Annotated in this window: 8 protein-coding genes; all 8 read right to left on the bottom strand. The window is 48.3% G+C overall.

The window, feature by feature from the left end; translation table 11 throughout:
* Positions 1–115 precede the first annotated feature (115 nt).
* The 8 genes from EV202_RS04815 to EV202_RS04780 all read right to left on the bottom strand — a co-directional run bounded on the left by EV202_RS04815 (position 116) and on the right by EV202_RS04780 (position 14,195).
* Positions 116–337: a DUF2795 domain-containing protein gene (locus tag EV202_RS04815; protein WP_002558131.1), complete on the bottom strand. Its 222-nt coding sequence runs from the start codon at positions 335–337 to the stop codon at positions 116–118.
* 69 nt (positions 338–406) lie between these two features.
* Positions 407–970 carry a cob(I)yrinic acid a,c-diamide adenosyltransferase gene (locus tag EV202_RS04810; RefSeq protein WP_106069112.1) on the bottom strand — a complete coding sequence of 188 codons (564 nt, stop codon included), beginning with the start codon at positions 968–970 and terminating at the stop codon, positions 407–409.
* An 83-nt stretch (positions 971–1,053) separates the two neighbouring features.
* Positions 1,054–1,686 carry a hypothetical protein gene (locus tag EV202_RS04805; RefSeq protein ID WP_106069113.1) on the bottom strand — a complete coding sequence of 211 codons (633 nt, stop codon included), beginning with the start codon at positions 1,684–1,686 and terminating at the stop codon, positions 1,054–1,056.
* Positions 1,687–1,696: 10 nt separating this feature from the next.
* Positions 1,697–4,111 (bottom strand): glycoside hydrolase family 95 protein, encoded by a 2,415-nt coding sequence (locus tag EV202_RS04800; RefSeq protein WP_394364509.1) that lies wholly within the window; start codon positions 4,109–4,111, stop codon positions 1,697–1,699.
* A 483-nt stretch (positions 4,112–4,594) separates the two neighbouring features.
* Positions 4,595–6,529, bottom strand: a complete 1,935-nt coding sequence (locus EV202_RS04795; RefSeq protein WP_131925822.1) for a SusD/RagB family nutrient-binding outer membrane lipoprotein — start codon at positions 6,527–6,529, stop codon at positions 4,595–4,597.
* Between the two features lie 19 nt (positions 6,530–6,548).
* Entirely contained in the window at positions 6,549–9,713 is a 3,165-nt protein-coding gene (locus tag EV202_RS04790) for a SusC/RagA family TonB-linked outer membrane protein (protein ID WP_131925820.1), read from the bottom strand.
* A gap of 194 nt (positions 9,714–9,907) precedes the next feature.
* Positions 9,908–10,822, bottom strand: a complete 915-nt coding sequence (locus tag EV202_RS04785; RefSeq protein WP_131925818.1) for a helix-turn-helix domain-containing protein — start codon at positions 10,820–10,822, stop codon at positions 9,908–9,910.
* A gap of 490 nt (positions 10,823–11,312) precedes the next feature.
* Positions 11,313–14,195, bottom strand: coding sequence for a TIM-barrel domain-containing protein (locus tag EV202_RS04780; protein WP_131925816.1), 2,883 nt, complete (start codon positions 14,193–14,195; stop codon positions 11,313–11,315).
* Positions 14,196–14,609 lie beyond the last annotated feature (414 nt).

The raw sequence follows: 14,609 nt of genomic DNA, 5'->3' as shown, positions 1-14,609 counted from the left end.
TTAAATAAAAAAAGCAGTTCTTTAACCATAACATAACAGTCGTAGAACTACCTTTCCTTTGTTTTTTTCAGAACTTCACCGCCTGCAGGCAGTAAGCCTGTCATTTCAAGGCTTATCAATATTCTTCCTCGTTGAAAAAGAAGTCTTCTTTACTTGGATAATCAGGCCAAATATCTTCTATACTTTCATAGATTTCGCCCTCATCCTCCATTTCCTGCAAATTCTCAATTACTTCAAGCGGAGCACCTGAACGCATGGCATAGTCTATCAATTCGTCCTTGGTTGCCGGCCAAGGAGCATCTTCCAATTTGGATGCTAATTCCAATGTCCAATACATGGTTTCTAAGTCTTAAGCGGTGAATATAAATCCTACTTCTAATTTTCGGCAAAAGTATAATAAAATCTTTCACTTGCAACGATTATTCCAAAATATTTCTTCTTTTTTCTCATCTTGATTCATCTTGCGAGACAAAACGAACAAATAATCAGACAAACGATTTACATAAGCCATTAGTTCCGAAGAGATTTCAACCTGTTCGGCCAAAGCCAGAATCCGGCGTTCGGCACGACGGCACACAGTACGACAAACATGGCACACCGCACTCCCCCGGCTTCCTCCGGGAAGGATAAAAGCCGACAAAGATGGAAGCAGATTGTCCAAACGGTCAATCTCACGTTCCATAACCTCCACATCTTCCCAATGAACGACACTGGCCGTTTTAAGTTCGGTTTGCTCACGATCGGTAGCCAAATGAGAGCCTACGGCAAAAAGCTTGTCCTGCACTTGCAGCATGAACATCCTATCTTGCTTATCCGAGAGGAATGTAGCAAGAACTCCCAGATTGGAATTCAATTCATCCACCGTTCCATACGCTTCGAGCCGGATATGCGTTTTAGGCACGCGAGTTCCGCCTACAAGGGAAGTAGTCCCTTTATCTCCGGTTTTGGTATAAATAAAACTCTTTTTCATAAAAAATAGATTTTTAGCAAGAAGCGTAAGCCACACGGACGATAAGTCATGGAGAAGTCTGTGCAACCTGCCTCTGATAATAATTAAAAATTGACAATATAGTCTTGCTTTATCTTTGTCTTGTCAAAGAAAACGATGCCCAAATCATAAAGGTCGAAAGTGACGCCCACCCGTTCATCTTCTTGGATCTGCTTCCAGAGGACACGCATCTGCGGGGTGTATCGAATGCCTTCAATCACAAAAAGAGATTTCTCCGTTGCACAGGAGGCGCAAATGCCGAATGCTTCTTCCATGAGTTCTGCACGACGATAATCGTGTAAATAAAGAAAATCGACAGCAACGCCGGCCTCCAGAAAAAGCTCGGACAGCGAGGAAGCGGAGAGATAGTCCGCACCTTCTTTTCCGGCCTTCAGATAGAGCGAAGAGGCAGAAAGCGTTCCAAAGTCTACAAGCGTGTCGGGCCGGGCGTAATTCACCAACCGGAACAGCAGCCGTTTCACCTTTCTCGACTCATATTCCCAACATACGCCTTTCTCCGGCGCCAGTTTTTCTTCTTCCTCCGCTAAATCCTTATACTTATAATAAGGTGCCTTCTCATAAATGACCTGCGTGATCAGATCAAAAGCAAAAGGAGAATGCACCCCGTAGCCGCAACGATGACGAAACCGCCGCAACCAGATGAAAGGACGCTTCAAGGCAAGTGTGACCGACCCCATGACCCGTGGATTAGAAGAATGTGACTTTAAGGGATTCTCCTGCTCTCAAATCCAATGCAAAGGAGTCGTCCTTGAAATCAAGTTCCGCTCCATTCTTCGACACCTTTGCAAGACTTACTCCCGCAGGCATCTTCACGATGAACCTGCCCGGAGCAAGAGCCGTAATGGCGGCTTTCGTTGCACGGCCATCCTTCCAGTCGAGGTCGACGGCAGCACCACCGCGCACTCGCATGCCACGGAAGCTCCCGGCATCCCAGCCATCGGGCAAAGCGGGCAATAGATTGATGAAACCCTCATGGCTCTGCAAAAGCATCTCACCGATTCCGGCAGCACCACCAAAGTTCCCATCTATTTGGAAAGGCTGGTGCGAGCAGAAGAGATTGGGGAAAGTGCCACTGCCATGCCGTCCTGTCTTGGCGTTTACTGCCGGTTGCAACAGGCTCTTGAAAAGCTTCCACGCACGGTTGCCATCGCCCAGACGAGCCCAGAAGTTAATCTTCCACGCACGGCTCCATCCCGTACCTCCATCGCCACGGCGATTCAATGTGACACGGCATGCATCGGCCAGCTTGGGTGACCTGGCCGGAGAGATGAGGTTTCCGGGATGCAGACCGTATAGATGGGAAACGTGTCGATGATGTACCTCAGCTTCCCTATAATCTTCCAGCCACTCTTGCAGGTATCCGTCCTTGCTGATAATCATAGGCGGAAACTCTTTCAGGTCGGCTTCCAGCTTCTTCACGTAGTCCGCATCACGGTTCAGCGTAAGGGCAGCAACAATAACGTTATAGTAGAGCTCTGTCAGCAGTTGCACGTCCATTGTAGGCCCCATGCAGATGCTGACGGGCGTCAGACTGTCTCCGGGCATGTAGAAGCTATTCTCGGGCGAAGAGGTGGGAGCGGTGACCAGCCATCCGTTCCCCGGCTCACGCACCATCGTGGAACGGAAGAAGTCGGCAGCGCCTTTCTGAATCGGATAAATGCGTTGCAAGTATTCCTTATCCTGCGTATAAAGATAGTGTTCCCACAGATGGGCGCAAAGCCATGCCCCTCCGGTGTTGGTTGCCCCCCAAGACGGATGCTCGCCGGGAGCTGTATAGTTCCAGACGTTTGTCATCATGTGGAGTACCCAGCCTTCGGCCTTGTCTCCGTAGAAAGTGACGGCTGTCTTTTTACCCGAAGGCAAGAGACGCTCCACCAAAGTGGTGAGCGGGCCATAGAGTTCGGAAAGACCTGCCTGCTCCAACGGCCAGTGATTCATCTGGATATTGATGTTGGTATGATAGTCGCCGTTCCATGGAGTCTGCAACGTGTTTGCCCAAAGCCCTTGCAAGTTGGGGGGCAGGCTGCCGGGACGGGTACTGCCGATGAGCAGATAGCGTCCGTAGTTATAATACAAAGCGGCCAGTCCGGGAGATTCTTTCTGCTCAAAACGGAGGATACGCTCATTGGTGGGAAGCGCATCGTCTTCCGTGGCGGGCAAGGTAAGCGAAACACGGTCGTAAAGCGAGCGATGAGCCGTTTCTTTTTTCATCGTCCGTTCCAGTTTCGCGTTCAGTTTGGAGAATGAAGAGCCGGAAGGCGCTACTCCATCCAGCAGCCTGTCGCAGACCGAGGCATAGCGTTCTCCGGGAAAGTCGGTACCTGCCGCTTCATAAGAGGTGGTTGCCGAAATCACCAGCCAAGCCTCCTGCCCGTTCTTCAAAGCTATTCCCCGTTCGGGGTCGATTGCCTGTTCGCCTCCTTTCGAGACAAGCCGCATGGCAACACGGAATTTCATTCCATCCTTGCCGGGCAGACCGCTGTCGAGCATCCCATTCATCAGGAGCGTATTCCCTTCGATGGTGACAGCGGCACGTTCCGGACGACTCAAACGGGCGGAGAAATTCAAAGCCTCTTTACGTCCAGCCGTCAGGTGTATCAGCATGACATCCTTGTCGCGAGAAATAAAATATTCGCGCCGATAAGCTACATCGTTCAGCGTAAAAGCTGTATAAGCCAAGGCATCACGCAGATTCAGCCCCCGGCGATAGTCCACCGGACGGACATCGGATTGTGCCGTAACGGCAACTTTCCCTTCCGCCTTGGCGTTCAGCAAAGGGTAATCGAACTCCAAGTCGAGGTTAGCCAATATCTGGTAAGTTCCATATCTTTTGTCCGCCTCTCCTTTCTTGGGAACAAAGCTGCTGTACATCAGTTCCTGCGCCTCGCGATTTTTCCCCTCGAACAACAACCGGCGAATGGCAGGCAGGCTCTTTGCCGCATCGGGGTTGCCGTAGTCGGCCTCCGAACCGTTCCAAAGGGAAATCTCGTTCAACACAATACGCTCGCGCCGCACCCCGCCGTCCGGCATCATGCCGAGCCTGCCGTTGCCCAGCGGAAGCGTTTCTTCCCAAATGGAAGCGGGAGCCGTGTAGTAGAGCATATGGTTGTAACTATCGGTCGGAACCGATGAGAACACATACAAAGGATACGAACAGCAGAAAGCCACTGTAACCAATGAGGAGAGAAGAAGTTTTTTCATAACAGATTCTTTTTACTACATATTTTTAAAGGATATACAAACGTACTGTTTTTTTCTGATACCGCCGCACATCTGCTTTACAAATCACAGATAGTCACTTCCACACTTCACCGCCTGTAAGCTCACACTTCATCGTCCGTAAGCCCACACTTTACCGCTCATAAGCCCACACCTTAGCCTCGCTCCGCCCTCATGTTACGGCGCATAAGGTGTGCTGCTTTTCCGTCTCCTCCATCTCCATGAAGTGCACCCCAAAAGTATTATGTCCAACTTTTGGGGTGCATTTCAGAATGAGCCCGGTACAATACCGAGCTCACTACTATAGAGATTTAAATAATTAGCGTTTATTTAACGTCCAACTTTCCGGGGGACACTTCAGTCTTCTTACTTTTTAGCCCACCATAGCGGAGTGAACACATCGTCAAGTCCTCCAAGCAATTGCACGGCCTGTTTGTAACCTTCGGGACTGCTGTTTTCCAAACCCGACGGGAATTTCAAGCGTTGCGGGAAGAACTTCGTCGTCTGCTTCATGTAGTTGGAGGCATTGAGACTGGGCATCGTACGAATGGCCTGTTCTACAGCCGGAGTCTCAAAGAAAGGCAAACCCAATCTGCGCTGATCGTTCCATGCTTCCAAGGGTAACCATGGCATTTGTGCAATGTATTTCTGCGTGATAATCTTTGTCAGATGGTCGTTCAATGCCTTGCCATACAGCGTTTCCGAAGCCACAGGATAGGTAAAGGTATAGGTCGATTCTGCTTTGGTATATCCATTCACCATCTTCATGGTTTTGGTCGCTGCCGGTTCGGCCACGTGTTCCCATTTTACGGAAGTTCCTACATTATTATAGTCCTCCGATGCCAAATAAGCGTCGGCAAAGCCACCCACACCATGATATGCGAAGCTCTCGCGTACACCCTGCTCATAAGCAGCCTTGGCGCCCATAGGAACGCTCCAGCCTTTCAGAGCCGCTTCGGCCAGCAGGAAGTAAGACTCCCAAGAGGCAAAGAAGATACGGGAATTTTCACTCTTACGATATTTCAAGACCAAATGCGGGATAGCCCAAGGCCAATAATACATCTTGTTCAATGAGCCTTTATCGCCCCACTCACCGCAAGCGGCAGTATTCCACGTAAACGTGGCATCCAATTCCACCAATCCGTCAGCATCGTCTTTATCCTTCAGCAGTTTACGTTTCACTACTTTGTGGTTCGAGTTCCATGAAGGATACTTACAATAGTTGGCATCATCAAAATTGCCGGGAATAGAGAAGAGTTTATAAGCACGCGGATCAATTACCTTATGCAAGCCATCGAACCAAAATCCCTTAGCCGGATCGTTCGTTGTCAAAGCATAATGGTTGGTGTACTGCACACCCATGTAATCGGCCGGCTTGATACGAGCCAGCAAATCATTCTTACCGGCAAGCTGTTCGTCTGATGTGATACCTCCCAGACCGACGAGCAGGTTATTCATCGTGGCCGAAAGTGGGAAGTAGTCCCATTCGCGCGTCATGACACCTGTCAGATCATCCCATCCCGGTTGTTCCTTAACCGTGAAGTTATCACCACTCTCGGAGATGTAAGCACCTTTAGCCGCATCCTCAAATTCAGCTTTGGCTTTGGCGGCATCTACTTCGGAAAGGCGCATTGCCAAGCGCATACGCATGGAGTTGGCATACTTCACCCACTTGCCGAAGTCGAATTTATAAGCGCGGTCGCACTCTTTTTCCTTGTCATCGGCTTTTACATCAGTCTTAATCTTACTTGCAGCATCTTTCAGTTCATCCAGCATAAAGTAATAGACTTCTTTGCAAGAATTAAACTTCGGGTTTTTTCCTGCGAAAGCCTCAATGGGCATGGCTCCGAAGCTGTCGGTAAACTCGCTCATCAGATATACCCGCCAGATACGGGCCACTTCTTTCATATTGGGTATCACTTGGGCTTCGTGTGAATTCAGTTCACCTTTCATCTTTTCTTCGGCCAAGTTGATAGCAAGTACAATAGGCGACATCCAACTTGCATAGTGTGAATAATAATTGCTAATCCAGTCGTCGTTGTATTCGCCAACCGGAAGACCTCCGTTTGTATTCGGGTCGACTTGGCGTGCCGCCGTCTGCCAGTTCAGCACAAAGCAACGCTCCGCCACTTCTGGATTCTGCTGAGTTCCGGTAATAGACTTATTGATGGCATACTCAATACGAACCTGTTCGATATTAGCTGCTGTTGGGTTGGTGTTTACTTCTTCAAAGTCGGAACATGAGGCCAACGCAAACAGTCCGACGGGAAGCGCATATAATGGATATTTATAGTTTTTCATATTCGCAAATGTATTTAGTTTAGAATCCGAAAGTAACATTAAACAGATAAGTGCGTGAAGTAGGCGAGCTACCATACTCAAATCCTGTGGCATTGGTGCTTGTAGCATAGATAGATTCGGGGTCTATACCGTTCATGTGGCTCTTCAACATCCATACGTTGTTGCAAGAAACGCCCAATTTTAATTGTGTGAAAGGAGTTCTCTTTAATTGTTGCTTGCTGAAAGTATAAGACAATCCTAAATTACGCAAACGGATATTGGTAGCGCTATAAATATTGATTTCGCCCACACCGAGGTTTCCTCCTGCCACAGCATTCCAATATTGTTGTGTAGAGATTTCAGTGGTGTTTTTCTCATATTCTCCCTTTTCGTTTACGAATACACCATCCACCACCATTTGGGGACGCTCGCCGTTGACCACGGTCTTGTTGGACGTACCTGCCGCCTGCATCGTTTGGTGAGTACCCGAGAAGATATCGCCACCGAAACGAGAATCGATCAGGAAGTTCAACGACCATCCCTTATAATTAAAGGTGGAACTGATACCTAATAAAGCGTCCGGTTGCTGATCTCCAATTTTTTGTTTCTCGGTGGTTGCCGTAGGCAATCCGTTTTGAGTGATCAGCTTACCGTAGTAAGGCGATTTCTCATCAGTGACACGCTTCAGCACGGTTCCCCAGATTTCTCCGTAGTTGCCTCCGGCAGTGGCATATACCTGCAAGTTGTCGTAACCACCCAAGGGATAAAGAGTGACTTCCTCATCGGCTGTCTTATAGAGTTCGATGATACGGTTTTTATTGGCAGAGAAGTTCACCATCAAATCCCAGCTGAAACCGTTCTTCAACTCTATCGGACGAGCGTTTACCATCAACTCAAAGCCCTTGTTCTCGATATTTCCGGCATTCACCTTACGTTTTTCATAACCGGAAAGGTTATCCATCGGCAAATTAATCAACTGGCGGGTAGCATTCGATTTATACCATGAGAAATCGAATCCCAAACGATTGTTGAAGAAACGTATCTCTGCTCCGAATTCCCACGACTTGATTAACTCCGAGCGTACATTGCTGTTATACAAAACCTTATCCTGAGATACAGTCGTTGTATTATCTGGTGCCTGACCGATGGAGTAAGTATTGTAAAGCTGATAAGGTTCAAGAGAGTTACCCACTTCTGCATACGAACCTCTCAGTTTTGCATAGGTAAACCATTCGGGCAACGGCTTGTCCATTTTCTCAAGCATTTCCGAGATTACCCATGATGCGGATATTGAAGGATAGAAGAACGAACGATTCTCTTTCGACAAGGTAGAAGACCAATCGTTACGGAATGTTCCGTCTATAAACAAGAAACCATTGTAGTTGATTTGAGCTGTACCATAAAGAGAGTTGATTTTCTTACGGCTGAATTCTTCGCCTACACTAACCGACTTCGTTGCATTATTTACTGTGAACAAATCGGGCACTTTCAGTTCACCCGGGCTTGTTGAAATGGCGCGATGGTGGCGCATCATCAAGTTACCTCCGAACGTAGCGCTTCCACCCCACTTCCCGAACAGATTATCCTTGCGGGCACTAAGCAGGAAACTGTAATTGTTCTCATAGAAACGTTCCTGTTTGATAGAGTAAGTGTTTTTCAATGAACTTCCTGAATATGTCTTGTTCTCATACTCTGTGAAGTACATGTCCGAACCGGCTCTCAACTCGGCGTCCAGCCATGAGGTGAAGCGATATTTCAACGAGCCGCTCAACAAGAAACGATCGCGTACATCACGGTTCAGCTTGTGCGTTTCCATCCAATAAGGATTGATTTGCTGGCTACTGCCGTACCACAACATTTTGTTGTCCGAACGCGTGCCTGCCGAGAAATCGCGAATATCCATCGAGCGAGGTAACAAATACATGGCCAAGAAGTTATTGGAATTGTTCTTACCGCTGATGGGACGATTTTGAGCCTCGGCATTGATGTACTGTATCTTGGTATCAAACGTCCAGCGATCATCTTTTCCGAAAGTAGATGTGGCACGTGCCGTCAAGCCGGTACGTTTCAGTTTGGAACTCGGAATCTTGCTACTGTCATCCATACGGGTGAGCGACGTATAGATTGACGTCTTGTTATATTGCTGTGTAAACGAGAACGTCTCCGTCAGATTGATACCGGTATTAAAATAGTTGCCCACGTTGTCGAACGAACTCATACGCACCTTCTGATCGTTCCAGTTTGTGTACTCCTGTCCTTCGATTTTCGGTCCCCAACTGGAGCCGGCGTCTTTGTCGAACGTACCGTTAGAACCTTGCCCGAATGAATTCTGCATCTTGGGCGACATGAAAATGGTTTCGGCCGATACGGTTCCCGAAATCGTGACACCCAATCCTTCGGTCTTGCGTCCGGACTTGGTAGTGATAAGGATAACGCCGTTACCCGCACGCGAACCATAAAGAGCGGCAGCCGAAGCACCTTTCAGCACCGACATGGAAGCAATGTCATCGGAACTGATGTCCGAAATACCGTTACCCATATCCGCCGAAGGATTCCAAAAGTCATTATTCGCCGCTCCGGTGAAGTTCTCCATCGGAATACCGTCTACCACGATAAGTGGCTGGTTAAGGCCTGTCAATGAATTGTTTCCGCGCAATTGGATTTTAGAAGAACTGCCGGGGCCATTTCCCGAACGTATGATCTGCAAACCGGATACTTTTCCCGAAAGGGCGTTGGCCACATTGGTTTCGCGGGCCTGCAAAATATCAGTACCTTTCACCTCCTGCATGGAGTAGCCCAACGCTTTCTTTTCACGCTTGATGCCCAAAGCAGTCACCACCACTTCACCCAGTTGTTGCGAATCTTCTTTCAGTTGCAAACTCAAGCGTTGTTCGCCATTGTATTTCACGCTAAGAGTGGCATAACCGATGTATGACACTTCGATGACATCGCCCACCTTAACACCCGAAAGCGTAAATTCTCCGTTCACATTGGTGATGACTCCGTTCTGCGTACCTTTTACAATAACCGTTGCACCGGCGACCGGACCGAGCTCATCACTCACAAGTCCTTTCACCGTACGTGTTTGCTGAACAACCAGCGCTTCATTCGCATCAGCATAACTGATTGAAGGACAAAGAATTACCCCCCCCATTAAGCAAAACAAGGAAATGGAGAGCACTTTAGATAATCTCTCTTTAACCATAGTAAAATTAGATTAGTTTAACATAAAATCACGGATGCAAACATACGACAATCTTCGGAGTTAACAAATATCCGATACGTTTCATGTTGTATCTGTAACAAACATTCGCAATCGTAAAGGAGTCTTTTTCTTCCTATATATACGCGGAAACGAACAACAAGTTGCAGAGAGGCAGACTCTTTCAGATAGTGTTTCTATGCAGGAGGAAATAAGAACAAATCCCGATACTTGCCCGGAGCCACTTTCATGATTTCACAAAACACGCGGGTAAAATGGAAACGGTTGGAGAAGCCCGTCTTGGCGGCTATCTCCTCGATACTCATTCCGGTATGAGTGATGAGCATACAAGCATAATCTATCCTTTTCTTCTTGACAAACTTCTGTAAAGTGACTCCCGTCTCATTCTTGAACAGACGAGAAAAGGAGTTAGTGGCCATGCAAGCCCTACTCGCCAGTAGTTCGTTGGACAGATTCTCTTCGCAATGGTCTTCAATATAACTGATGGCTTGCGCAATGCGGACATCGCCGGTGTTTGGCTTCCATTGGCTTCCCTCAACGCCCAAAAGTATCTCACAGATAAGTGCCTGAACGTTCAAAAAAGCCCCTATACCGAACGTGGATATTTGCCCACTGCTCAGGAGATAGCGTTGCATATGGTCGATTTTCGCTTCCAGACTTTCCGTCAGGTCGATAGGAAAGACACCCGTCAGCGCATTATCATACGGAAATCCTAACGAGAAATGAACGAACAAATGCCCGATGGCCCCATTTGCCAGCAACTGTTCCCGCTCACTTTCCGCCAAGGCGCCGAGGTTTCCTCCACATAGGCAATTCCCCCGACGGGGAATGCTATTCCCTTCTATGCGCGAGCTGTAATCCGTATTTGGAGCGATGAGATAGACTTTATTCGTTTCCATGCGATAGGTCGTGCCCCGATATTCGATGACACCGCCAACTCCGGTATTGCGGTAAATCCGCCAGAAAGGAAACGAAAGCGTACTGTATTCCCAATTCTTCAACCACCAATACCTGCAACAATGTATCTTGATGGAAACACGGGGAAAATACTGCACCGTAGTAGACGGATCACCGGTAAATAATGTCTGCATAGGCCATAGCTATTAAAGTAACCATCTGCAAACATAGTAAAAAAGATTAAACCTGCAAGAAAAGGCCACATGAAAAATACACCACACACTTCCAATTCCCGAAGTCTTGCAGGAGGAAGAAAAATATTTACTTCAAAGAGAAGTAACCGTCCTGTCACAACCGGTTATATAGATGGCCCCGGCTGGAAGTATAGATGCAGCACGGTGGAGATATATTTCCAGCACGATAGAGATATATCTCTACCTAAGCCTGCCTACAGGTATCTCTTGCAGGGGATACCTCCGGACAAGCATACGGTATTAATTCTCAACAAGGAAAAGATAATGAAACAAACCACCGAAACAAATACTTTTCTCCGACCGAAGTACGTTAGTTTACTTTCACAACCGCCGCTCCTTGTTTCAGTCCATCGGCCGCAGCCGTCAGTCGTATGCTTCCGGACTGTCCGATTAAAAGCAACAATAGTTTCTTCATCACGAATAGACGTTATTAGAGTTTCACACGCTGTGCTTTTCCGTTGTATTTCACCACTGCACCTTTCGCCTTCAAATCAAAGGCTTGCACTTTATCTTTGCCCACTTTCACCACATTGAAGATACGTTCTTCCAACATACCGGAATATTCGCCCGTGCGATCGCCGATGGTCAAAGTTCCCTCTGCATCGTTGTAAACAAACGGGATGGCAGCATATTTTCCTTTCTCATAGTTATAATTCACCCCTTCGTCTTCGTAGAGGGTAAATGCCCCGTCTTGCCCTGCATAAACAAAGAGCGTGATTTCCTCTGCCTGCTTCTCGTCGCTATATTGCATGTCGGGACCAAAGGGGATGATGGCTCCTGCACGTACATAGAGCGGTATGCGCTCATAAGGGGCAGCCACTGTCAGCTTCCGGCCACCTTCCACGTAGGTTCCGGTGTAGAAGTCATACCATCCGCAACCGGCGGGGAAATACATCTCACGCATGCGTGCACCGTATTCATAAACCGGAGCAACCATCAGTGCCGGTCCGAACATGAACTGGTCGCCTACATCGTTGACGCTTGCATCTGCCGTGAAGTCCATCACCAACGGGCGCATGATGGTATAATCGTTGAAATGGGTCATGCCTGCCAATGAATAGATATACGGCATCATGTTATAGCGCAGTTTGGTATAATAAACGATGGAATTATAGCATGGATGCCCTTCGGGAGCAATGTTCCATACTTCGCGAAACGGGTACTGCCCATGCGCACGGAACAAAGGACAGAAAGCACCGAACTGATACCAACGGGCATTCAATTCTCTCCACTCTTTATAGTCCGCATTCTCGCGTCCCGTCCGGTTGAGTTCCTGCTGGCCTGCCACGTAACGATTCTCTACGCAGAATCCACCGATATCCATCGTCCAGTAAGGAATTCCACTGACGGCAAAGTTCAGTCCGGCAGATATTTGCGCCTTCATGTCTTCCCAACGGGTGGCAATGTCACCGCTCCAAGTGGCGGTGGAGTAGCGTTGCAGCCCGGCAAAGCCCGAACGAGTCAGCAGAAAGACACGCTTGTCCGGCTCGATGCCGCGTTGGCCGTCATAGATAGCTTCGGCATTCATCAAGGCATACGTGTTGAAGAACTTGGCCGAAGGACCCAGAGCCGTAGGGCCGGAAAGGTCTTTACGATACTGAATATCCGTGCAGTCGCGCACATTCGGTTCGCTGGCATCCATCCACCATGCATCGATTCCGAGAGGATAGTAATGGTCTTGTATCTGTTTCCAGAAGAGCTTACGCGCATCGGCATCGTAAGCATCGTAGAAAGAACCCAGATAACCCGGACCTACCCAGTCTCTGATACTGTCTTTTACGGCCTGCCGATACATCCAACCTTTCTCGTCGAATTCCTTATAATGCTCGGTCGTCACATAGAACTTGGGCCACACGGAAATCATTACACGGCCGTTCATGGAATGGATAGAGTGCACCATCCCCTTGGGGTCGGGAAAACGTTCAGGGTCGAATTCATGGCTTCCCCACGCATCCTGCTTCCAGTGCAACCAGTCGATGACGATGTTGTCGATGGGAATCCGACGTTTGCGGAATTCCTTCAAGGTAGAGAGCACCTCCTCCTTCGTGTTGTACTTTTCACGACTCTGCCAATAACCCATTGCCCACTTCGGCATAATCGGGCTCTTGCCGGTCAGTGTACGATAGCCGCTGACCACCTCGTCCATATTGTCGCCATATACGAAGTAATAGTTTATCTCGTTCTGCATTTCGCCCCACCAGGAGAGTTTGTTCTGCTCTTCATCGGCCACCGGGCTGAGCACTCTCAATCCGCAGTAAGAGACTTGCCCGTCGGGTTTCCACTCAATCTTTAAAGGAACACGCTTGCCTGCTTCCAGATTCACCGCAAACTTATAGCTGTTGGGATTCCAGGCCGTGCGCCAACGTTCGGGCACTGCCAACTCATTATTGATATATACTTTGGTATAGCCGGCATAATAGAGGATGAAGCGGAACAAGCCGGTTTCCGATGGTTCTATCTCGCCTTCATACGTCACGCCCGCTCCCATAAACGGGAATCCGTCCGGCAGGTTTATCACTTTCTTCAAACGGGCGGCACGATCCAGATGCTCGAAATAGAGAGAATCCTCACGGCGTACGATGGTCTCCACGCGCCTATCGGCCGGAACGTATGTACCCGTCAAGGCACCTTCCTTGCCATCCTTGTCATACAGCTTGAATACACCGCCCAACTGCGAGTATTCGCGCGGGTCGCCGAAACGACAAAGGGAATAACTATCCCAAAGCACACCGTAATTCTTATTGGAAACAATAAACGGAACGGAAACTTTGGTGTTGTATTGAAACAGCTCCTCATTTTTCCCCTTGTAGTTGAACTCATCCGCCTGATGCTGCCCCAGGCCATAGTAGGCCTCATCGTTGCCCGCCGATCGGAACACTTGCCGAACGGTATATCCTTTGGTACCTTCCACTTCGATCGGGGCAAAGGTTCTTCCGTTGCTGTCTTCCGCCAGAATCAGGTTTCCGGCAGCATCGGTAAAACGCACTTCGCCGGTTTTCTTTGAAACGATGGCACATAATTCGGAGGTCTTCACACAGACTTCATCCGCCTGCTCCTCCACCTTAAACGCTGTTTTATGCTGCCGGGGAATCAGTATGAGACTTGGTTCCTTCGAGAACTCTTTCTCCGGAGTGGCCGATACGCGGATGAGCTTCTCGCCCATCACCTCCAACCTTACCTTACGCACATCCGCAGGCCGTTGTCGGCTTACTTCTATAATCACGCCGTTTTCCGTCTTTTGAAGTCCGCTTCCGGCACATGCGGCAAGCATCCATGCGGCAAGCAAATAAACTGAAGTGTTTTTCAAATTCATACGTTACTGTTCTTTAAAGTGATTTTTCTTCCGGTGCAAAGATAAGAAGCCTCTTCCGGAACACACCTCCCGGATGTTGAGACAAAAGGTATCTTTTGATGCCTTTAAAGATAAAATGTTTCCGGAATGGGTATCTGTTGTTATTTGACCCGATATTAAGAAAAGAAGTGAACGAGATGCCGTCCGAAAGATGATGAGACCTGCCTGAAAACATTCGCCGCCAACGGGAGAAAACTCTATCTTAGCGCTTGCGATGTATATCTTGCGCCTTGCGATATATATCTTAGCGCCTGCGATATACATCGCAAGCGCTAAGATAGAACTCCCCTCCTAATCTCTTCCTGTTTCAGACAAGGCAAAGAGAGGTTTTATCCGCTGATGAAAACTCTTTCTTGTACGGATGAAACCCATATC

The organism is Prevotella heparinolytica (genome assembly GCF_004342845.1).
GTDB classification, from domain to species: Bacteria; Bacteroidota; Bacteroidia; order Bacteroidales; family Bacteroidaceae; genus Bacteroides; species Bacteroides heparinolyticus.
The sequence above is the reverse complement of the archived record's forward strand: the minus strand, read 5'-3'. Positions and strand labels throughout refer to the sequence as shown.

Bases quoted from the DNA above. Each gene is read 5' to 3' on its own strand.
- EV202_RS04815 (WP_002558131.1), bottom strand. From the start codon at position 337: ATGTATTGGACATTGGAATTAGCATCCAAATTGGAAGATGCTCCTTGG.
- EV202_RS04810 (WP_106069112.1), bottom strand. From the start codon at position 970: ATGAAAAAGAGTTTTATTTATACCAAAACCGGAGATAAAGGGACTACT.
- EV202_RS04805 (WP_106069113.1), bottom strand. From the start codon at position 1,686: ATGGGGTCGGTCACACTTGCCTTGAAGCGTCCTTTCATCTGGTTGCGG.
- EV202_RS04800 (WP_394364509.1), bottom strand. From the start codon at position 4,111: ATGCTCTACTACACGGCTCCCGCTTCCATTTGGGAAGAAACGCTTCCG.
- EV202_RS04795 (WP_131925822.1), bottom strand. From the start codon at position 6,529: ATGAAAAACTATAAATATCCATTATATGCGCTTCCCGTCGGACTGTTT.
- EV202_RS04790 (WP_131925820.1), bottom strand. From the start codon at position 9,713: ATGGTTAAAGAGAGATTATCTAAAGTGCTCTCCATTTCCTTGTTTTGC.
- EV202_RS04785 (WP_131925818.1), bottom strand. From the start codon at position 10,822: ATGCAGACATTATTTACCGGTGATCCGTCTACTACGGTGCAGTATTTT.
- EV202_RS04780 (WP_131925816.1), bottom strand. From the start codon at position 14,195: ATGAATTTGAAAAACACTTCAGTTTATTTGCTTGCCGCATGGATGCTT.